22 protein-coding genes are annotated in these 20,007 nt (G+C 69.6%); 4 read left to right on the top strand and 18 right to left on the bottom strand.

What is annotated here, in order from left to right:
• Window positions 1-19: 19 nt before the first annotated feature.
• The 5 genes from EDF69_RS05700 to EDF69_RS05680 form a co-directional block, all read right to left on the bottom strand.
• Entirely contained in the window at window positions 20-679 is a 660-nt protein-coding gene (locus EDF69_RS05700) for a F0F1 ATP synthase subunit B family protein (RefSeq protein WP_132882592.1), read from the bottom strand.
• The gene (locus tag EDF69_RS05695) at window positions 672-1,166 is read right to left on the bottom strand and encodes a F0F1 ATP synthase subunit B family protein (RefSeq protein ID WP_132882593.1); all 495 of its coding nucleotides are present in this window, start codon (window positions 1,164-1,166) and stop codon (window positions 672-674) included. The genes EDF69_RS05700 and EDF69_RS05695 overlap by 8 nt, the downstream gene beginning before the upstream one ends.
• Window positions 1,167-1,244: 78 nt before the next feature.
• The gene (locus tag EDF69_RS05690; protein ID WP_055927075.1) at window positions 1,245-1,472 is read right to left on the bottom strand and encodes a F0F1 ATP synthase subunit C; all 228 of its coding nucleotides are present in this window, start codon (window positions 1,470-1,472) and stop codon (window positions 1,245-1,247) included.
• A 37-nt stretch (window positions 1,473-1,509) separates the two neighbouring features.
• Window positions 1,510-2,301: a F0F1 ATP synthase subunit A gene (locus EDF69_RS05685; protein ID WP_132882663.1), complete on the bottom strand. Its 792-nt coding sequence runs from the start codon at window positions 2,299-2,301 to the stop codon at window positions 1,510-1,512.
• Window positions 2,302-2,335: 34 nt separating this feature from the next.
• A complete protein-coding gene (locus EDF69_RS05680; protein ID WP_125959025.1) occupies window positions 2,336-2,656 on the bottom strand; it encodes an AtpZ/AtpI family protein in 321 nt (106 codons plus the stop codon).
• 238 nt (window positions 2,657-2,894) lie between these two features.
• On the opposite strand from EDF69_RS05680, the gene EDF69_RS05675 reads away from it, so the two are divergent.
• The gene (locus EDF69_RS05675) at window positions 2,895-3,299 is read left to right on the top strand and encodes a hypothetical protein (RefSeq protein WP_132882594.1); all 405 of its coding nucleotides are present in this window, start codon (window positions 2,895-2,897) and stop codon (window positions 3,297-3,299) included.
• A gap of 6 nt (window positions 3,300-3,305) precedes the next feature.
• Here the strand turns inward: EDF69_RS05675 and EDF69_RS05670 are convergent, their stop codons facing one another.
• The 4 genes from EDF69_RS05670 to EDF69_RS05655 form a co-directional block, all read right to left on the bottom strand.
• Window positions 3,306-4,610 (bottom strand): cation:proton antiporter, encoded by a 1,305-nt coding sequence (locus EDF69_RS05670; RefSeq protein ID WP_132882595.1) that lies wholly within the window; start codon window positions 4,608-4,610, stop codon window positions 3,306-3,308.
• A 152-nt stretch (window positions 4,611-4,762) separates the two neighbouring features.
• Window positions 4,763-5,146: a YdbL family protein gene (locus tag EDF69_RS05665; protein ID WP_239555323.1), complete on the bottom strand. Its 384-nt coding sequence runs from the start codon at window positions 5,144-5,146 to the stop codon at window positions 4,763-4,765.
• On the bottom strand, window positions 5,146-5,319 hold the full coding sequence (locus tag EDF69_RS05660) for a YnbE family lipoprotein (RefSeq protein WP_132882665.1): 174 nt from the start codon (window positions 5,317-5,319) through the stop codon (window positions 5,146-5,148). Before EDF69_RS05660 ends, EDF69_RS05665 begins: the two co-directional genes overlap by 1 nt.
• 33 nt (window positions 5,320-5,352) lie before the next feature.
• On the bottom strand, window positions 5,353-8,556 hold the full coding sequence (locus EDF69_RS05655) for a YdbH domain-containing protein (protein WP_339538009.1): 3,204 nt from the start codon (window positions 8,554-8,556) through the stop codon (window positions 5,353-5,355).
• 92 nt (window positions 8,557-8,648) lie between these two features.
• On the opposite strand from EDF69_RS05655, the gene radC reads away from it, so the two are divergent.
• Window positions 8,649-9,347 carry a RadC family protein gene (gene radC / locus EDF69_RS05650; RefSeq protein ID WP_132882597.1) on the top strand — a complete coding sequence of 233 codons (699 nt, stop codon included), beginning with the start codon at window positions 8,649-8,651 and terminating at the stop codon, window positions 9,345-9,347.
• Window positions 9,348-9,714: 367 nt separating this feature from the next.
• Here the strand turns inward: radC and EDF69_RS05645 are convergent, their stop codons facing one another.
• Window positions 9,715-10,173, bottom strand: coding sequence for a hypothetical protein (locus EDF69_RS05645; protein WP_132882598.1), 459 nt, complete (start codon window positions 10,171-10,173; stop codon window positions 9,715-9,717).
• Window positions 10,174-10,379: 206 nt separating this feature from the next.
• On the opposite strand from EDF69_RS05645, the gene purB reads away from it, so the two are divergent.
• Together purB and EDF69_RS05635 are read left to right on the top strand one after the other, a co-directional pair.
• Window positions 10,380-11,696 (top strand): adenylosuccinate lyase, encoded by a 1,317-nt coding sequence (gene purB, locus EDF69_RS05640; RefSeq protein WP_132882599.1) that lies wholly within the window; start codon window positions 10,380-10,382, stop codon window positions 11,694-11,696.
• A 104-nt stretch (window positions 11,697-11,800) separates the two neighbouring features.
• Window positions 11,801-13,978, top strand: coding sequence for a putative bifunctional diguanylate cyclase/phosphodiesterase (locus EDF69_RS05635; RefSeq protein WP_132882600.1), 2,178 nt, complete (start codon window positions 11,801-11,803; stop codon window positions 13,976-13,978).
• 9 nt (window positions 13,979-13,987) lie between these two features.
• On the opposite strand, the gene EDF69_RS05630 is transcribed toward EDF69_RS05635, so the two are convergent.
• From EDF69_RS05630 to EDF69_RS05595, 8 genes are all read right to left on the bottom strand, one after another.
• A complete protein-coding gene (locus EDF69_RS05630; protein ID WP_132882601.1) occupies window positions 13,988-14,227 on the bottom strand; it encodes a CBU_0592 family membrane protein in 240 nt (79 codons plus the stop codon).
• Between the two features lie 89 nt (window positions 14,228-14,316).
• A complete protein-coding gene (locus EDF69_RS05625) occupies window positions 14,317-14,583 on the bottom strand; it encodes a hypothetical protein (RefSeq protein WP_132882602.1) in 267 nt (88 codons plus the stop codon).
• Entirely contained in the window at window positions 14,573-14,785 is a 213-nt protein-coding gene (locus EDF69_RS05620) for a toxin-antitoxin system HicB family antitoxin (RefSeq protein WP_132882603.1), read from the bottom strand. The genes EDF69_RS05625 and EDF69_RS05620 overlap by 11 nt, the downstream gene beginning before the upstream one ends.
• Window position 14,786: 1 nt before the next feature.
• Window positions 14,787-15,674 carry an SPFH domain-containing protein gene (locus EDF69_RS05615; RefSeq protein WP_132882604.1) on the bottom strand — a complete coding sequence of 296 codons (888 nt, stop codon included), beginning with the start codon at window positions 15,672-15,674 and terminating at the stop codon, window positions 14,787-14,789.
• A 280-nt stretch (window positions 15,675-15,954) separates the two neighbouring features.
• Window positions 15,955-16,968, bottom strand: coding sequence for a mechanosensitive ion channel family protein (locus EDF69_RS05610; RefSeq protein WP_132882605.1), 1,014 nt, complete (start codon window positions 16,966-16,968; stop codon window positions 15,955-15,957).
• Between the two features lie 51 nt (window positions 16,969-17,019).
• A complete protein-coding gene (pal, locus tag EDF69_RS05605) occupies window positions 17,020-17,541 on the bottom strand; it encodes a peptidoglycan-associated lipoprotein Pal (RefSeq protein ID WP_132882606.1) in 522 nt (173 codons plus the stop codon).
• Window positions 17,542-17,645: 104 nt separating this feature from the next.
• Window positions 17,646-18,989 carry a Tol-Pal system beta propeller repeat protein TolB gene (tolB, locus tag EDF69_RS05600; protein ID WP_132882607.1) on the bottom strand — a complete coding sequence of 448 codons (1,344 nt, stop codon included), beginning with the start codon at window positions 18,987-18,989 and terminating at the stop codon, window positions 17,646-17,648.
• A gap of 11 nt (window positions 18,990-19,000) precedes the next feature.
• Window positions 19,001-19,987 carry a cell envelope biogenesis protein TolA gene (locus tag EDF69_RS05595; RefSeq protein ID WP_132882608.1) on the bottom strand — a complete coding sequence of 329 codons (987 nt, stop codon included), beginning with the start codon at window positions 19,985-19,987 and terminating at the stop codon, window positions 19,001-19,003.
• Window positions 19,988-20,007: the final 20 nt, after the last annotated feature.

Genomic DNA, 20,007 nt, shown 5'->3' with positions numbered 1-20,007 from the left:
CCCGCCCATGTCTTACCGATCAGTGCGGCCGGCCGAGCCCCGTGCCCAATCCGGCGATGGTACGGTCGATCAGCGCGCGGTCGCCCTCGGCCCCCAGCCGCTCGGCAATCAGCGACGCCGCCGCCTTGGAAGCCGCATCGGCCGCCTTGGCACGAACCTCTGCGATCGCCTGGCGCTCGGCCGCGGCGATGCGGTCCTCGGCCATCTTGGCGCGACGGCTGGTCAGTTCCTGCGCGTCCGCCTCGGCCTTGGCGACGATCGCCGCTGCCTCGGCATGGGCATGCTCGCGCATTGCCGCTGCCTCGGCATCGGCCTGCTGCGCCTTGAGCGCATATTCGGCCTTCAGCGCCTCGGCCTCGGCACGCAGCCGCTTGGCTTCGTCGAGCTGGGTGCGGATCGTGGCGATCCGCGTGTCCAGCACGCCGGCGATGCCCTTGTGCGCACGCCGCCACACCAGCAGCAGGATCGTCAGCAGGGCGGCAACCGCCACCCAGCCGGTCGAATCCATGCCCCAGGCGGTAGGGCTCACTTCGTGATGCTGGTCCGCAACGCCGGTGCTGTGCATCGGCTCCGGCGACAGGCCGTCTTCCTCGCGGATCGGCTGCTTTTCCAGCGGCTCCAGTGCCGCGGCATGGTCCAGTCGTTCGGCCACGATGCTCGATCCGTTTGCGTTAGCCATGGGTCACCACCTTGCGGACGGCGTCGGCGGCAGCCTCGCGGCTGACTTCGATGCCCGCCAGCTTGGTGACGATTCCCTGCGCGGCGTCAGCCGCAACGTCTTCCAGGCTGGCGAGCGCGCTCGCACGGGCCTGGTTGACCTCGACCTCGGCCGCATCCAGGCGCGCCTGCATGGCGGCATTGGCAGCCTTGGCACGCTCGGCGGCGTCGGCGGTCGCCTTCGCCTTGGCGGCGTTGGTCTCGGCAAGCGCAGCCTGGCGGGCCTCCGCCATGCGGGTGCGCCATGCCTCTTCGGTCGCGTCGGCTTCCTGGCCGGCGCGCGTAGCGGCGGCGAGGTCGTCGGCGATCTGCGCGTCGCGCTTCTCGACCGTGCCCTGGATCCTCGGCACCATGCCCCGCCCGATCCCGAAATAGATCAGGCCGAACACGATCAGCAGCCAGAAGATCTGCGAGGCATAGGTCGCAGCGATCTGTTCGATTTGCGGCATGGTGGTTCCCGTTCGTTCGCGTGTGCTTCCGTCACCGGCCGCCCGCCCGGATGGGCGACGGCCGGTCACGAAAAGGAGTTACGCGACGAAGATCAGCAGCACCGCGACGACGAACGCGAGCAGGCCCAGAAGCTCGGCGGCGGCGAAGCCGATGAACAGGCGGCCCTGCTGGCCATCAGCGGCACCCGGGTTGCGCAGCGCGCCTTCGAGGAACTTGGCGAAGACGTTGCCCACGCCGAGTGCGGCAAGGCCCGCACCGATGGCTGCGAGACCGGCACCGAGCAGCTTTGCGGCTTCTGCGTCCATGATAAAACTCCTGTTGGGTATCTGTTGGTTGGAAAGATCAGTGCAGGTTGACGGCGTCGTTCAGGTAGAGCGACGTCAACAGCGCGAACACGTAAGCCTGGATGGCGCACACCAGCAGCTCGAGCAGGGTGATGCCGATCATCAGGATGAAGCTGGGGATGGCCACCAGCGGCGCGACCCACACGGCCTCTGCATTGAGGCCGTTGATCACGAAGCCCGCCAGCACCTTCAGCAGGATGTGGCCCGCGGTCATCGCGACGAACAGTCGCAGGCCAAGGCTGAACGGGCGCACCAGGAACGAGAACAGCTCGACCACCGGGATCAGCCACAGCAGCCACCAGGGCGTTCCGTGCGGCACGAACAGCGAGAAGAAGTGCAGGCCGTGACGCGAGAAGCCCACGATCAGCACCAGCGCGAAGCTGATGATCGCCAGCACGCCGGTGACGGTCAGGTGGCTGGTGACGGTGAACGGATGCACACCCGGAACCAGGCCGAACGGCAGCAGGCCCAGGATGTTCGCGATCAGGATGAACATGAACAGCGAGAAGACATACGGCAGGAAGCGCTTGCCCTCCGGCCCGATGTTCGCCGTCAGCATGTTCCCGATGAAGCCGGTGAAGCTCTCCACCGCCATCTGCCAGCGACCGGGGACGGTCTGCCCCTTCATGCCGCCGAGCATGAACAGCCACAGGACGACGAGCGTCGCGACCATCCACAGCGCGGAGTTGGTGAAGGCAATATTATACCCGAACAGGTTCCAGCTCTGACCGAACACGGGTTCGATCAGGAACTGATGCATCGGGTCGATCTTGGATCCGCCTTGCGCCACGTTTCTTCCAACCGCCAATACGACGAACGCCCGGTTATTCCGGGCGCTCGCCAGCAATCTTGATGATGTTCCTGAACCCGGCGCCTACCCCAAGGGCAAGCAGCGTGAGCAGGAGCCAGGGCGACGTTCCGAACCAGCGGTCTAGCAACCAGCCGATCAGCGCGCCGCCGACAAGGGACCCGAGGAGCGTCGCGAGCACGCGGTTGCCGAGCGAATAATTCCGATCGACCCCCGCCTTCGCACGCCCCGTCCGCACGGCCTCCGCATGATTCGCCTGCTTCAGCCGCTGTTCCAGCGACGTGAGGCGCGAATCCTCGGAACCATAAGGGTCCTGCCCGGGGCCGTTTTCCGCCATGCGCCATCCTCTCCTAAAGCATTGTTCGGGGGAGGAACGCATGTACGGCGAGCAACCCCGCCAAGGCGGCGCCCGTTTAGGAAGGGGTGCGTTTCAAGTCAACCTTTGTAACAGTTCTGCACCGCCTCCTGCGGCACGCGTGCAGCATCGCTGCAACAGGCCCGCGCGCGTGGCGTGCACGTTGCCAAGCCCGCGGCTTCCGGCAATGTTCTGCAAAGGGGAATTGGGGGAGCCAGCCATGCGCAAACTCGCCAGGCGCCTGTTCGAGGGCGCCCGCATGACCGACGAGGAATATCGGGCCAATCTGAACGGGATCAACATCTTCTTCGGGGCGGTGCTGGGCTTCGTCCTCGCGGGCACCGAGACGCTGGAGACCGCCGACTTCACGCTGGTGCTGGTCCTGTGCTCCGCGATCGTGATCAGCATCCTCTACATCTCGTCGAGCCAGCGGCGGTTCGTCTATTTCGTCTACACCGCGGTCGGGATCGCCTGCCTGCCGCAGGTGGTGGCGCTGATCGGCCCCGCGGGCACCACCCTGCCGCCCAAGCTGATGCCCACCCTGGCCGTGTGGACGGCGATGACCGCCTTTGTCGAGTTCGCGCCCCGTGCCCGGCCGGGGGACGCCACCGCCCCCCGGCCGTGACCGGGATCAGCGCGCGGCGACCGCCTCGCGCGCGCTGATGCCCTCTTCCTCCGAGAGTGTACCCAGCGCGCCGGTGCTGCGCGCGCGGCGGCCATAGACCAGCTCGAACAGCGGCGACGCCATCAGCGTCGTCAGGATCGCCATCAGCACCAGGATCGAGAACAGCGCCGGGCCGATGATGCCGCGCTGCAGCCCGATGTTGATGATGATCAGCTCCATCAGCCCGCGCGCGTTCATCAGCGCGCCGATGCCGAGCGCGGTCGGATTATCCTGCCCGGTCAGCCGCGCCGCCGCCCAGCAGGCGCCGCCCTTGGCCAGCACCGACGCGGCCAGGATCGCGAGCGTGACGCCCAGCAGGCCCAGGTTGTCGACCAGCGTCAGCTGGGTGTTGAGGCCGGAGAAGGCGAAGAACATCGGCAGCAGCAGCACCACCGTCACCGGCTCCAGCTGGCGGCGCAGCCCCTCGGCAAAGACGCCGCGCGGCATGACCACGCCCAGCAGGAAGCCGCCGAACACCGCGTGCATGCCCACCGCGTCCATCGCGAAGGCGGCGCCCAGGAACAGCATCAGCGCGATCGCCAGGTCGCCTTGCGCGATCCCGCCGCGCGCTTCCGCCCGGCGGCCGAGCGGCGCCAGCAGGCGCGGCCCCAGGCCGAGCACCACCACCGCGAACAGGATCGCGCCACCGATCGCCTTCACCGCCACCATCGGGCCGTCGCCGAAGGTCGCGAGCACCACCGCCAGCACCGTCCAGGCACCCGCATCGTCGATCGCGCCCGCAGACAGCGAGAGGGTGCCGAGCGGGGTGCCCGAAAGCCCGCGCTCGTGGATGATGCGCGCCAGCATCGGAAAGGCGGTGATCGCAATGCACGCGCCCATGAACAGCGTCGCCTGCATCTGCGTGACGCTGGGCGTGAACAGGCCGGGGATGCCGACCAGCCAGGGCGTGATCGCCACCGCCACCAGGAACGGGGCCGCCATGCCGGACAGCGACACCGCGGCCGCACTGCCGGCATTGCTGCGGAAGTGATCGGCGCGGAAGCCCAGCCCGACCAGGAACATGTAGAGCCCGACGCCCAGCTGCGCGCCGGCGTAGAGGATGCCGCGCGCCTCCTTGGGGAACAGCATCTCCTGGAGATCGGGCGCGAGCAGGCCGAACAGCGACGGGCCCAGGATGACCCCCGCGATCATCTCCCCCACGACCTGCGGCTGTCCCAGGTAGCGCCGGGCAAGCCAGCCCACGCCGCGGGAGACCGCGACGATCGCGAACAATTGCAAAAAGAAGATCACACTCAGCTGCGCCGGTGCCATTTCGCCCCTCCCCCCATTCGGCCGCAGTTTCGGCCGGTGCCTTGGCGGCACGGCGCGAAATCTACGCTGCGGAAGGGCGGCCGACAATGGGGCGCGAACGCACGGACGCGGCCGGTCCGCCGCCGTTCCAGCGGAAACGGCGGCTCAGGCGGTCAGACGCAGCGCGGGTCGCGCTCCGGCGCGCCGGCCCCGCGGGTCTTCCAGCTGCCGTCCGGGCCCTTGTACTTCTCGCCCGGCCGGGTCTTGGCGATCAGGTTGCAGCCGGACACAAAAGCGAACTGCTCCACGGTCGCGCCGTTGCTGGCGCCGCGGGTATAGGCGGCCTTGCGCTTGATGTTGATGCTGTTGACCAGCGCGCGCAGTTCTGGCGTGGCATTGCCGACGATCCCAAGATAGCCGTCGGGCTGCTCGCCGACCTTGCCGGCCTCGCGCGCGGCTTCATAGGCGGGGTCGCGCTGCGCCCAGGCAGCACCCGCCATGCCGGTGACCGCCACCGCCGCTGCGGCCGCGAACACGATCTTCATTCCCTTGCGCATCAGAAAATCCCCGGGTTCTGCTGGATCAGGCTCTTCGCCTCGCCATCCAGACGATACACCACTTCCTGCGTGATGTTGATGTTCAGGTTGATCTCGATCGGCTTGTCCGGTGCGCTCACGTTCACGCACGCGCTCGTCGCCGCCACCGTCGCGACGCCGAGCGCCGCCGCCATCCACCTATGCATCTGCACGCCTCATCGTGTTGTTCATGGTCTATCGTCGCTTTCCGGGGGCTGAACGGGCGGGGTCGCCCCCGTCGGTGCCGAAGGCTGCTGCGCGGGCGCCCCGCCCTGCTGCTCCTGCGCTTCCATCAGCGCGGGCAGGTTGCGCTCGATCAGCCGGCCCGGATCATAATAGCTCTGCACCGAGTCGATCAGCTGGCGGAAAGGCGCCTTGATCCGGACGTTGAAGACGAGCGGCAGCCGCGCGAGTCGCCGGATCAGGAAGTTGGAGCTGGTGCCCTCGCCCTGGCTCACACCGGCAAAGCGGATCGCGGTGATCATCTCGCCCGCCAGCGGCCCGTTCATCTCCAGCGTGAGGTTGCGGTAATCGAGGCTCTTCAGCGCCTGGAACGCCAGATTGCCCCAGAAGCCGACGTCCTCCTTGGTCACTTCGCCCACATAGGCGATGTTGCCCCCGCCCTCGCGCGCCACCAGCCGCCCGCCCTCGATGCGGCCGCCGCGCTGGTCGAAGATCATCGGCAGCACCCCGTCGAAGGTGCCGCTGGCGCTCAGATTCTTGAACTCGAACTCCTGGAGGAACAGGCCCGCATCCACCCCCGTCACGCGGAAGGTCATGCGCCGGTCCTTTTGGGGCGAAAAGTCGAGCACGGTCGGCTCCAGCACCATCTCGCCGCCCGCAAGCGGCCAGCGCCCGCCCTCGATCTGGATGCGCTGCTCCGGGATCAGCCGATAGCGCAGCTGGCCGTCCTTGAACGGGATGCCCGGATTGGCCTCGCCGATGGTGAGCAGCTGGTTCGGCGCCGTCACCAGCCCCAGCAGATCGGTGAAGTGGACCTCGCCCGAAATGCCGGTCGCGGGGCCGAACGCAGCCGCAAGCTCGGCGTCTTCGGTGCGGAACGTGCCGGTGCTGGTCACGCCGTCCGCGTTCCAGGCGATGTGCCCGTCGCCCGAAACGCTGCCCTTCACCTCGGCGATCACGCCGAAGGTGAGCGGCGTCAGCTCCTCGGGCTGGAAGGCGTCGCCAAAGGCAATGCCCGGCACCTTGAGGTCGGCGGTGCCGGCGCCCGTCCCGAGCTCGTGGGTGATCGCGACGGTCGCCACCATCACCTGCTTGGCCGGGTGCTTGAGCGTCCCGGTCGCGGTGATGGTGTTGCCCGCCAGCGTCAGCGCGACATCGTCGCTCGCCATCGTCTCGAACCGGCGCTGCTCGCCGGTCTGGGTGTCGTCCAGCTTCAGCCCGCCGGCGAGCTTCAGCACGCCGCCGGCAAAGCGCCACTCGCCAGCAGCACCCGACAGCAGCAGCGGCACGTTGGCGATCTGCCCGGCCGCGTCCGCAAAGCGCCCGCCGACGCCGCCGCCTGCGATCCGCCCCTCCAGCCGACCCGCGTCGATCCGGGTCACCCGCTCCGGCGCCCCCAGCCGGCTCTCCACGCCGTCGAGCGCGAAGTCGAGGCGGGCGAGGTCCAGCCGCCCGCCGCGCATCGCCAGTGTTAACGGCGTGCCGCCCAGCCGTCCGTCAAGTCGCGTCGCACCCAGCCGCGCGCCGCCGCCCAACCCGGCGCGGTTCACCGCCACCAGCGCCCTGCCGGTGGGACAGAGCCGCAGCCGCGCAGGGTTCAGCACCAGCGAGGACACGGCCAGCCGCTGCCACGCGACGGTCGTGCAGTCCGGGTTCACCGCCACCGCGGCACCCCCGTCCCAGCGCCCCGACAGCGGCACCACCAGCCCGTCGACGCGGCCGTCCGCCAGCGGTCCGCTCAGCGTCGCCTGGGTGTCGAAGCGGGTGCTGCCATCGCGTGCGCGGGTGAAGCGGACGGGGGTGAGCGCCAGCCGCGCGCCGCCCGCGGCATAGGGCCGCACGATCGCGGTGCCGGTGACGGCGCCGCCGGGCTGCGCCTGCGCGAGCTGGACCGCCGCCTCGGGCAGGCCGCCGCCGCCGATCGTCAGCGTGCCGTTGAGCGACGCGCTGCCGTCCGGCCAGCCATAGGCGACGCCCTCGGCGCCCGAGAGCACGACCTGCGCGCCGCTCGCGGCCTGTGCCGACAGTCGCCGCACCACGACGCGCCCGCCCTTGGCGCCGTTGGTGGCGTCCAGTTCGGCGCCCGCGTCGAATCGCCGGCCCGCGGCGACGCCGGCCCTGGCGATCGCCGCCATGAGCGGCCCGACCGGCGATCCCGCGCCGGCCTCGGCCAGCCCGGCGACCTGCCGAAGCGTCGCCGCCGGCAACGCAGCGCCGCGCACTTGCGCATTGCCCTGGAAGCCCTGCTCCACCCCGATCCGGTAGCGGCCGTCGATCGCCAGCGCCTCGCCGCCGATGCCGGCCGCGGCGAAGGCGCCGCTCTCCAGCGCCGCCTGGCCCTGGGTGTCGCGCGCGCTGCCGGTGAAGTCGAGCCGGCCCGTCACGCCGCGCACCCGGGCGCCGGCGCCCGCCACTTCGGCGGCGGCAAGCTCGGCGCGCCCCTGCCAGCGGTCGAGCCGCTCGCCGAGCGTCAGGTCGATGCGAGTGGCGAGCCCCGCCAGGCGGGTGTCGCCGCACGCAAGCGATCCGGCCCGCACCGGCCCTGCGATGGTCGGCCGCGCGTCGGCGATCCGGATCGCCACCGCCGCGCGCAGCTGCCCGGCCGTGCACGCATCGCCGATCCCCAGCCGATCGGACACCGCCGCGAGGTTGCCCGAGAACCCGTCGTCCAGCCGGCCGCTGCCGGTGAGCTTCAGCCCCACCAAGCCGCCCGGCGTCTCCAGCCGCATGCGCGCGTCGCCGATCTGCGCGTCGAGTTCGGGCAGCGCGAACGGCTTTCCCGAGGGGGCCGGCATCAGCTTGTCGATCGCGCCCAGCGACACCTTGCCGTCCACCAGCCGCCCGCGCAGCCGCACCCGGCCCACCCGCACGCCCGTCACCTCGGGCCCGCGCAGCGTCATGCGCGTGCGCAGCTCCGCCCAGTCGGCGACGAGGTCCGGGTTGCGGGGGTCGCCGATCACCACGTCGGTCAGCCGCTGGCGGCCGAAGCTGAGGTCGGAAATCTTGTAGCGGGCGGGCACGCCCCGGTCGGCGAGCGCGCGGCGCACGAAGCTGTCGGCGATCGGCCGGCGGTTGAACCACAGTGCCACCAGCGCCAGCAGCAGGACGAGCGCCACGGCCAGCGCGCCGCGCCTGCGACGCGACCAGCGCCGCCGCCCGGGCAGGTCCTCCGGCGTGTCGATCGTCCCAGGCGTCACGCGGATTGCCACTCTCCCATCGCCAGCGATCGTTACGGCCCCCTCCCATCGGGTCAAGCGCCACGATTGCGCCCGGGCTTTGCACCGCCTAGCCTCAACGCGCCATGAACGCATCCGCCCCGCCTGGGCCCAGCACCGACGGCACCGGCCACCGCGCACGCCTGCGCGGCCGGCTGCTCGACGACGGCGGGGAAGCACTGCTCGACCATGAGCTGATCGAGTATCTGCTCGCCCTGGCGATCCCGCGCCGCGACACCAAGCCGCTCGCCAAGGCGCTGCTGCACGAATTCGGCGGGCTGGGCGGGCTGCTGTCGGCCGATCCCCGCGCCATCGCCCGCGTGCCCGGCATGGGCGACACCGCCGTCGCCGCGCTCAAGATCGCCCATGCGTCGGCGATCCGCATGCTGCGCGGCGAGATGGCGGCGCGGCCGGTGCTGTCCAATTGGCAGGCCGTGCTCGACTATCTGCAGGCTGAAATGGCCTATCACAGCATCGAGCGGGTGCGCGTCCTGCACCTCAACGTCCGCAACATGCTGATCCGCGACGAACTCGTGGCGGAGGGCTCGATCGACCAGGCGCCCATCTATGCGCGCGAAGTGATCCGCCGCGCGATCGAGCTCGGCTCGGCGGCGATCATCCTGGTCCATAACCACCCCAGCGGCGACGTGACCCCCAGCCGCGCCGACATCGACCTCACCCGCATCGTGATGCAGGCGGCCAGGCACCTCGACATCGCCGTCCACGACCACATCGTGATCGGCACGCAAGGCCATACCAGCCTGCGCGCCAAGGGGCTGATGTAGGGGCGGCACCGGGAAAATCATACGCACCGCGTATCCACGCGAGGACACCCCAACTGGGCCCCGGCCTTCTCCGGGGTACGAAGAAGGCCCAAGGGTAAAAAGTCGGCGCAGGTGGGCGCGTTTGGTCGGCAAACCGTCCCGTACCCCGGCGAAGGCCGGGGCCCAGGTGGGGATGTCTCAGCAGGGGCGCGGACCCTTCACCCTGCTTCTGCCAAATCTGGCGCTCCCTCCCGAATACCGACGCTCCACACCCACGGCGAAGTGCCCACCCCGACAACGCAAACGGCCGCCGGACAGACGTCCGGCGGCCGGCACCGGCCCAGGGGAAGGAGGCCGGAATGGGGTGCTTGGGTCACCTGCTGCTGGGTCAGCCCGCCGCGCTGGTCAGGAAGCTCGTCAGCTCCGCCTTGGTCACCGACTTCGACTTGTCGGTGTCCGCCTGCGCAAAGGCCTGGGTGATCCAGGTCTTCATCTGCGGGCTGTCGGCGGTGGCGCCGGGCTCGGTCGCCGAGCGCAGCGAGGCCATCCAGGCACCGAACTGCGTCTGCGTCAGCGTCTCCTTGCCGCCCGAATATTTGGGGAAATCCTGCTCGACCACCTGTGCGATCTGCGACGGGGTGGCGGCCGCGGACGACTGCGCATCCGGCGTCGATTGCGGCGCTGCCTGCGTCGCGCTCGGCGTAGTCGCCGTCGAGGGCAAGATTTGCGGCTGCGCACCCGGCGTACCCATTCCCGCGGACGGACTTCCCGGCGTGGTCTGGCCGGTCTGCGCCAGTGCAGGCGCAGCAACCGTCATCGCACCGATCAGAAGAATTTGCTTCAACATCTTCAGCCTCCATTTCCGATGTTTGCGCGCACCGGCACGATGTCGGCGCAGCGCTTCTGGCTGTGAGAAGAATATAGGCAGTAATTCTTGGTTTGCACCACTAGGCGGCCACTATTCAGACGACATCTTGTCGGCTTTTCCGCTCGACTCGGGGGCAAAGCGTTGGCATTCGGCGGCCAACCGAAACTCCAGACAGGCAGACCCGCATGGTTCCCCGCTACGCCCGCCCAGAGATGACCGCGATCTGGTCGCCAGAGACCCGCTTCGCGATCTGGTTCGAGATCGAGGCGCACGCCACCGATGCGCTCGCCGAACTGGGCGTGGTGCCCAAGGAAGCTGCCGCCAAGATCTGGGCCGCGCACGAAGCCGCCGGCCCGTTCGACATCGCCCGCATCGATGCGATCGAGGCGGAGACCAAGCACGACGTCATCGCCTTCCTGACCCATGTGTCGGAACGCACCGGGCCGGAAGCCCGCTTCCTGCACCAGGGCATGACCTCGTCCGACGTGCTCGACACCTGCCTGGCGGTGCAGCTCGCCCGCGCGTCCGACATCCTCCTCGCCGATCTCGACCGGCTGCTCGAGGTGCTCAAGCGCCGCGCCTATGAGCACAAGCTCACGCCCACGATCGGCCGCAGCCACGGCATCCATGCCGAGCCGGTGACCTTCGGCCTCAAGATGGCAGAGGCCTACGCCGAGTTCGCCCGCAACCGCGCCCGCCTGGTGGCGGCGCGCGCGGACGTCGCCACCTGCGCGATCTCCGGCGCGGTCGGCACCTTCGCCAACATCGACCCGCGCGTCGAAGCCTATGTCGCCGACAAGCTCGGCCTCTCGGTAGAGCCCGTCTCGACCCAGGTGATCCCGCGCGATCGCCACGCCATGTTCTTCGCGACGCTGGGCGTCATCGCTTCCTCGATCGAACGCCTCGCGACCGAGGTCCGCCACCTCCAGCGCACCGAAGTGCTCGAGGCCGAGGAATATTTCTCGCCGGGCCAGAAGGGCTCGTCGGCGATGCCGCACAAGCGCAACCCGGTGCTGACCGAGAACCTGACCGGCCTCGCCCGCATGGTCCGCAGCGCCACCATCCCGGCGATGGAGAATGTGGCGCTGTGGCACGAGCGCGACATCTCGCACTCCTCGGTCGAGCGCTACATCGGCCCGGACGCGACGATCACCCTCGACTTCGCGCTCGCACGCCTCACCGGCGTGATGGACAAGCTGCTCGTCTATCCGGCGCGGATGCAGAAGAACCTCGACCGCATGGGCGGGCTGGTCCACTCGCAGCGCGTGCTGCTGGCGCTGACGCAAGCGGGCGTGTCCCGCGAGGACGCCTATCGCCTCGTCCAGCGCAACGCGATGAAGGTGTGGGAATCGGACGGCGCCCTGTCGCTGCTCGACCTGCTCAAGGCCGATCCCGAAGTCACCGCCGCACTCTCGCCGGAAGAGATCGAGGCGCGCTTCGACCTCGACTACCACTTCAAGAACGTCGACACGATCTTCGCCCGCGTCTTCGGCGAGGCGTGATGCGCCGCCCGGCTGCGTCTCGCGCGGCCGGGCATGCAGCGTGGCTAACGGAACCTTAGCCTTTCGAATCACATAATGGTCTCTCATTGTCGGCCGGAGACCGCATGCGCCTGCCCCCGCTCCTGTGGAATGAGGAAGAACGCCTCGCGGCGCTCGCCGAATATGATGCGCTTGGGCCCGACGTGGACCTCGGGCTGGACGAGATCACCCGGCTGGCATCGCGCGTGTTCGGCACCGCGAGCGCCGCCGTCTCCTTCGTCGCCGACGACCGGCAGGTGTTCCAGGCGGCCGTCGGCACCGACATCTCCACGACGCCGCGCGAGATCTCCTTCTGCGCGCATGCGCTCGCCGATGAGGCGGAGCTGGTCGTGCTCGATGCGAGCACCGATGCTCGCTTCGCCGACAATCCGCTGGTGACCGACACGCCCTTCATCCGCTTCTATGCCGGCGCGCCGCTGCGCACGCGGGAGGGCTATGGCATCGGCACGCTGTGCCTGATCGACCCGCGCCCGCGCAGCCGCTTCACCGACGCGGATCGTGCCAACCTCTTGGCGCTTGCCGCGATCGTCATGAACCGGCTCGAGGTGCGCCGCCTGGAGATCGCGCGCAGCATCGGCCAATCGCGCTTCCACAACATCGCCGCGACCACGCCCGACGCGATCGTGGTCGCCGACCATCATGGCCGCATCAGCTTCTGGAACGCAGGGGCCGAGGCCATGTTCGGCTTCACCGCCGACGAGGCCGAGGGTCAGGACATCGACATCATCGTGCCGCCCAAGGCGCGGGGATTGCACGACGGTGGCCTCATGCGTGCCGCACACGGCGGCACCACCAAGCTGATCGGACGCAAGGTCGAATTGGTCGCGCTGCACAAGGACGGCCGCGAGTTTCCGATCGAACTCTCGCTGTCGATGTGGTCGGAAGGCCCGCATGCGGCGTTCGGATCGATCATGCGCGACCTGACGGAGCGGCGCGCGGCCGAGGACCGGCTGTTCCACATGGCGCATTTCGATCCCCTGACCGAGCTTCCCAACCGCGCCGCGCTGCTCGACCGCACCTCGGCCCTGGTCGCGCGCGACGAGCCGTTCGCGCTGCTGATGCTGGACCTGGACCAGTTCAAGGACGTGAACGACACGCTCGGCCATTCGTCCGGCGACGCGGTGCTCAAGACGATCGCGGCTCGCCTGCTCGACTGCGTCCGGCCGTTCGACACGGTCGCCCGGCTCGGGGGCGACGAGTTCGCGATCCTGCTGCCGGGCGCGGATCCGCGCGCGCATGCCACCACCATCGCCGATCGGCTGACCGAGACGGTCTCCGCCCCCATCGCGCTGGAGCGGCAGGACGTGCATGTCAGCGCCAGCGTGGGCGTCACCACCTTTCCGGGCGACGGCACGGATGCGGAGGACCTGCTCTCCGCTGCCGACCTCGCCATGTACCAGGCCAAGAGCGAGGGGCGGCACTGTCAGCGCTTCTACACGCCTGCGCTGCGCAGCGCGGCCTTGCACCGCCGCGCGTTCGAGGGCGAGTTGCGCGACGCGCTCGACCAGGGCCAGTTCCGGCTCTTCTACCAGCCCCAGGTCCGGCTGGCCGACGGCGCCCTGCTCGGCGCGGAAGCGCTGCTGCGCTGGCAGCATCCCGAGCGCGGGCTGCTGACGCCCGACGCCTTCCTGCCCGCGCTGGAATCCGGGCGTCTCGCGCATGACGTGGGGCATTGGGTGCTGGAGACGGCATGCCGCCAAGCCGCCCGCTGGCATGCGGGCACCCCCGGCTTCGTGCTGGGCATCAACCTGTTCAGCGCGCAGTTTCGGGACGGCACGCTTGCCGAGCGCGTCCGCGCCGAGCTCGACCGGCATGGGCTGCCCCCCAGCGCCCTGGAACTGGAGGTGACCGAGAACATCATCCTGCGGGAAGACGAGACCATGCTCGCCCCCCTGCGCGTGCTCCGCGACCAGGGGGTGGGCGTCGCGCTGGACGACTTCGGCACCGGCTATGCCTCGCTGAGCGTGCTGAAGCACTATCCGATCAGCAGGATCAAGATCGACCGCAGCTTCGTTCGCGACCTTGTCGATGACGAGGCCGATGCGGCGGTGGTCACCGCCATGGCGTTCCTCGGCAGCATGCTCGGAATCGAGGTCATCGCCGAGGGTGTCGAGACCGAGGCGCAGCGCGACCTGCTCGCCCAGTGCGGCTGCACGGTCGCCCAGGGCTATCTCTACGGCCGCCCGATGCCGGTCGAAGCCTTCGACGCTTTGCTGCTACCGACCCCGACCCGCGTTGCCTGAGGACGTGGGCTACGCCCGCCGGACGCGCAGCCCTGCGAGCGCGAGCAGGCCGATGGCCATCCAGATCGCGTTGTTGAAGACGCTCGGCAGCGCGCCATGCGCCCAGCCGTTGATCGCCATGCCGAGCGCGCCGGCGACGTTCATCAGCTGATACGGCACGCCGCGCGCATCCAGCCGGCCGGTCGACAGCAGCGCATAGGCGAGCAGGATCAGGAAGGATCCAGACCAGCCGACCACCTCGATCCACATCGCGCTTCCCCCTCGCTGCCTTCGGATCCCTGTCGAATGCGGCGGCAGCAGGGGCAAGCCCTTCCGGACGCGGGTGGTGCAAAGCCCGGCTATTCGTCGTCGCCGCCCCAGCGCCACCGCCACCCGCCGCGCGTATGGGTGGCGGAGAGGGCGAGGACGGCGATCGTCAGGACGCTCACGAAGATGCCGAAGCCGATCGGATGCCCCGGCGCGACATAGTGCGAGCCCAGCAGCAGCATCGCGAGATAGCCCCCCAGCAGCACCCACCCCTGCCATGCGATCGGCCAACCGGCGCCGTAGCCGAAGCGCTTGGGGGCGAACCAGATGTCGTCCTGGCCCGGCTTCTCATTCGCCATGATCGCTCTCCTTGGGCGGCCGACCGCGGCGGACCGGCTGGGGATCGGCAAGCTTCACGCCCCGCTTCGCCAGCGCCTCGCGCAGCAGGCATTCGACCTGCGCGTTGACGCTGCGCAGTTCGCCCGCAGCCGAGCGCTCGATCGCCGCATAGAGCGCGGGATCGAGGCGCAGGGGGAACGCCTTTTTGGGGGGCGCAGCCACGTTACTGGTACAGCGAGCCTGCGTTCACGACCGGCTGGGTGTCGCGCTCCGAACAGAGCACCACCATCAGGTTCGACACCATCGCCGCGCGCCGCTCGTCGTCGAGCTCGACCACGTTCTTCTCCGACAGCTGGGCGAGCGCGGTCTCGACCATCGAGACGGCACCCTCGACCAGCTTCTGCCGGGCGGCGATCACCGCCTCCGCCTGCTGGCGGCGGAGCATCGCCTGGGCGATCTCCTGCGCATAGGCCAGGTGGGTCAGCCGGCATTCGTCGACCTGCACGCCCGCACTCGCCACGCGCTCCTGCAGCTCGACGCGCAGTTCCTCGCTCACCACATCGGCGTTGCCGCGCAGCGTCATCTCCTCATGGGTGAAGTCGTCATACGGATAGCGCGATCCGATCGCGCGCACCGCGCTCTCGATCTGCACCATCACGAACGCCTTATAGTCGTCGACGTCGAACAGCGCCTGCGCAGTGTCGGCAACGCGCCACACGACGTTGGACGCGATCTCGATCGGGTTGCCGCGCAGGTCGTTCACCTTCAGCCGCTCGGACGTGATGTTGTGGATGCGCACCGAAATCTTGGACTTGGTGAGCCACGGCCAATTCCAGCGCAGGCCCGTCGTGCGATCGGTGCCGCGATAGTCGCCGAACAGCAGGATCGCCGCCGCCTGGTTGGGCTGGAGCAGGTAGAAGCCGCAGGCCACCAGCAGCAGCGCAACCCCGGCCACGATCAGGAGCACGATCCCCCAGGGATGTACCGGCGCGTTGAGCGCGCCCACGGCGCCGAGCACGATCAATCCGAGCCCCGCCAGCAGCATCACGAAGCCGTTGTACGTCGTCGCCGGCCGCTCCAGGCTCTGCCGCAACACCCGATCCGATGCCATCTCCGCCTCCCTGTTAAATGTAATATCACTTTTATATCAGGTCGGCAGAAACGCAAGCGGGATCGGAGCGGGACAACAAGGGGGGGCGCGAGCAACCCTAGGCTCCTGCGTTGCTCAGCCCAGTCCCACCCACGAGATACAAAGGAACGCGCCGCCCCGCACGACACCGTACCCCGGCGAAGGCCGGGGCCCAGTTGCGCCGCCGTCTCGATTTCGCGCACCCACAGCCGCCTTCCCAACTGGGCCCCGGCCTCCGCCGGGGTACGCAGAGACGCAGCGCTCAGCGCTCCTCTCGCGCCCCCTCTGTGACGACGCGCTCTTCCTGCGCGCCCTCTTCGATAGCGCCTTCCCGCCGAAGCCGTCGCGCGCGCGGCGGCCGCCCGCCCGCGGGCCAGCCCTCGCGCTGCCGGGCGCGGTCGCCGTCGGCCTCTTCGGTCTGGTCGTGGAACAGCACCATCTGGGTCGGGAACGGCAGGTCGATGCCATGCGCGATCGCCGTCTCGTACAGCGCCAGCACCACGCGCGACCGGATGTGGACCACGCTGGTGCGCTTCGATTCCGTCCACCAGCGCGCGCGCAGGGTGATGTAATTGTCGTCCAGGCCCCAGGGCAGCACCTCGGGCGCCGGGTCCGCGACCACGCCCTCCACCTTGCGGATCGCTTCCAGGAACAGCTCGGCGGCATGGGACGGCTTGTCGCCATAGCCGATGCCGACGTCGAACTGCTCGCGCCGCACCGGGAAGGCCGTGTTGACCATCACCGGCGAGATATAGAGGTCCGCATTGGGGATGATGACGCGCCTGCCGTCATAGGTCTTGATCAGGGTCGCGCGGCTCTGGATGTGCTCGACCGTGCCCTCATAGTCCTTGATGACGATCTGGTCGCCGCGCCGGAACGGCCGCCGCATCAGCAGCAAGAGGCCCGCAAACAGGTTCTGCAGGATTTCCTTGAAGGCAAAGCCGATCGCGACCGAACCGATGCCGAGCGTCGCGAGCACGTCCGCCGGCTTGACGCTGGGGAAGACGATGGTCGCCGCCAGCAGCAGCGCGGCCACCATGACGGCGCCGAAGGCGAGCGACCCGAGCACCGCGCTCAAGTCCAGGCGGTGGCGCCGTCGCCCGACCCGGCGGATACCCCAGGCGATCGCCTTGCCGACGCCCCATGCCACCAGCAGCAGCACGATCGCGGCGACGATGTTGGGGAGCTGGAGGAAGAAGCCGTTGACCCAGGCGTGCAGCTTGGCGGTGACGAGGTCGACCGGGTCGCGGATCGCAGGCGGCTGGACGGGCTTCATGCCCAAGGGGAACGCCGCCGAAACCAGCCCGGTTCCGGCGGCGGCTGGTGGTTACTGGAGGACGACGGTCACCGCGCGGCGGTTCTTCGCGTAGGAGCTCTCGTCCGAGCCGAGCGCCAGCGGACGCTCCTTGCCATAGCTGATCGTGGTGATCCGCGCCGCCGCGACGCCGCGTGCCGCCAGATAGTTGGAGGCGGCGTTCGCACGGCGATCGCCCAGCGCCAAGTTGTATTCGCGGGTGCCGCGCTCGTCGGCATGGCCCTCGATGGTGATGCGCACGTTCGGGTAGCGCTGCAGCCACGATGCCTGGCTGTCCAGGATCGAGCGCGCCTGCGGATCGATGTCATAGCTGTCGAGCGCGAAGTTGACGGTGTCGCTCGCGACTGACTGCTGGAAGTCCTCGCGGCTGCCCGGGACCACGCCGGTGCCCGTCTGGCCGCCGGTGCCGGTGCCGTCGACCGGCGCAGCGGTCTCGCCCGGGGCGGGCGGCAGCACTTCGGGGCGCTTCTTGGCGCAGCCGGCCGTCGCCACCAGGGCCGCCGCCACGATCAACTTGCTCGTCAGTTTCGCCATCAGCTGTCTCCTCGATTACAGATGTATATTCCGCCACAACCCGATGCGGCGGCAAGTGCTAAAGCCTGGTTCTGGGACGCCGCCCTGCGGGTGCCGGCGCCCGTTTAGGGGCGCAGCGGCCCCCAGCTCGGATCCGACCCGTCGAGCGGCGTCGGAATGCGGCGGACGTTCTGGCCGGTCAGATCGACCGACCACACGTCTGCCTTGCCTGCCCCGCCCTGCGACGCGCGGAAGAAGGTGAGGACGCGGCCGTTGGGCGACCAGCTCGGCCCCTCGTCGCCCCATGCGTCCGAGAGCAGCTTTTCGCCGCCGCCCGATGGGCTCATCACGCCGATGCGGAAGCTGCCGCCGCCCTGGCGCGTGAACGCGATCAGGTCGCCGCGCGGGCTCCACGACGGGGTCGCATAGCGGCCCGACCCGAAGCTGATGCGCTGCTGGTTGGAGCCGTCCGCGTTCATGACGTAGAGCTGCTGCGTGCCCGAGCGATCGCTCTCGAACACGATCTTGCTGCCGTCGGGCGAATAGCTGCCGCCGGTGTCGATGCCGGGCGAGTTGGTCAGCCGCTGCGGCGTGCCGCCCGACGCCGACACGCGATAGATGTCGGTGTTCGACGCCTGCGCCATGGAGAAGATCACCCAGCGCCCGTCCGGAGAGAAGCGCGGCGCAAAGGTCAGGCTGGCATTGCGCACCAGCAGCCGCTGCTGGCCCGATGCAATGTCATAGACATAGATCGCCGGCCGCTCGTTCTGGTAGCTCATGTAGACGATCGACTGCTGGTTGGGCGCAAAGCGCGGCGTCAGCACGATCGACTGGCCGTTGGTCAGGAAGCGGTGGTTGGCACCATCCTGGTCCATGATCGCCAGGCGCTTGATGCGCTTGCCCTTGGGCCCCGTCTCCGAGACGTAGACGATGCGGCTGTCGAAATAGGGCCCCTCGCCCGAAAGGCGGGTGTAGACGGTGTCGGCGCACTTGTGGGCCGCGCGGCGCCACTCGGCCGGCGTCACCACGAAGCCCTGGCGGGTCAGCTCGGTGCGCGCGAACACGTCATAGAGGTAGCAGCCCACCGTCAGCGTGCCGTCGCCATTGGCGCGTACGAAGCCCTGCACCAGCGCCTGTGCCTGGGTGCCGGCCCAATAGCCGAAGTCGGGTGCGGCGGCCTGGGCGAACGGCACCGCGGCGATGCCCTGCGGCCCGCGCGGGGTGAACAGGCCGGAGTTCTTGAGGTCGTTCGCGACCACCTCGGCCAGCTGGCGGCCGAGCGCGCTGGTCTGGCCGGCGGCGGTGCCGACATCGCTGGGGGTCGGCATCACCGGCACCGCGATCGGCATCGGATCGGAGATGCCGCCTTCGATGTCGACTTCGACCTGAGCATGGGCGGGCGCCGCGGCAAGGCCGCAGCTGAGGGATGCCAACGCAAGCGTGGCAAGGCGGGACAAGGGGATACGCATGGCTCTCTCCGTCAGCCGGGCAGCTTGTAGTTGATGGTGATGTTCTTCCACCCGCCTTCGTACAGCTCGTCGGGCAGTTCGAAGGGGGCGCACTGGATGATTGCCGCCGCCGCGAGTTCGCCCACGCGCTGCGCATAGCGGCCGTTCTCGTCGTCGACGCCGGATTGGCCCATCAGCTTGGGACGCGCGGTCAGACTACCGTCCTTCGCCATCTGCAGGTTGATGCGCGAGCGGATACGGTTGGCGCCCGGCCCCGGATTGGTGATCCGGTTGGCGCACGGCTGGACCTGGCGGCTGATCGCCGCGGCGAGCCCGGCGAGCGACTGCGCACCCACCTGTGCCGCACGCGCGGTCTGGCCCTTGCCCTTCTCGGCTGCCGTATCGGCCAGGCTCTTGGCGAAATCGGCGCCCAGGCGCGACCCGCGCGGCTTGGCTGCCTTCGCCGCCGCGTCGGTGCCGCTGCCCTTCGCGGGTGCCGCCTTGGGCTTGGCGGCGGCCGCTGCGGGCTTCGCCGGGGCGGGCTTTGCGGCCGGCTTTGCCGCCGGCTTCGGCTCCGCCTTGGGCGCGGGCTTTGCCGGTGCCTTGGGCGCAGGCTTGGGTGCCGGGGCCGGCTTGGGCTTGGGCGGCTGCGGCCTGGGAACGGGCTTCGGAGCGGGCTGCGGCTTGGGCACCGGCTTCGGCTCGGGCCGGGGCTCGGGCTTGGGCTGCGGCACGGGGGGCGCAGGCGCGGGCTGGGGCTCCGGCTCGGGCGCGGTCTCCTCCGGCGGTGCCGCGTCTTCCGGCGCGCCTTGCTCGGGTGCCACGGACTGGTCGGGCGCCTCGGTCTCGGCCGGCGCGGTCGATTCCAGCGCGACCTCGTCCACCAGGCTGACGTCGATCGGCGGCGACATCTTGAGCTCTTTGGGCTGCTCGCCCTTCCAGACGAGCGACAGGCCGACGAACAGCAGCGCGTGCCCGATCGCAGCCCCGCCCAGCGCCCATTTTTCCGTACGGCTCATCGCCGCACCTCCGTTGGCAA

Source organism: Sphingomonas sp. JUb134 (genome assembly GCF_004341505.2).
Classification (GTDB): Bacteria; Pseudomonadota; Alphaproteobacteria; order Sphingomonadales; family Sphingomonadaceae; genus Sphingomonas.
The sequence above is the reverse complement of the archived record's forward strand: the minus strand, read 5'-3'. Positions and strand labels throughout refer to the sequence as shown.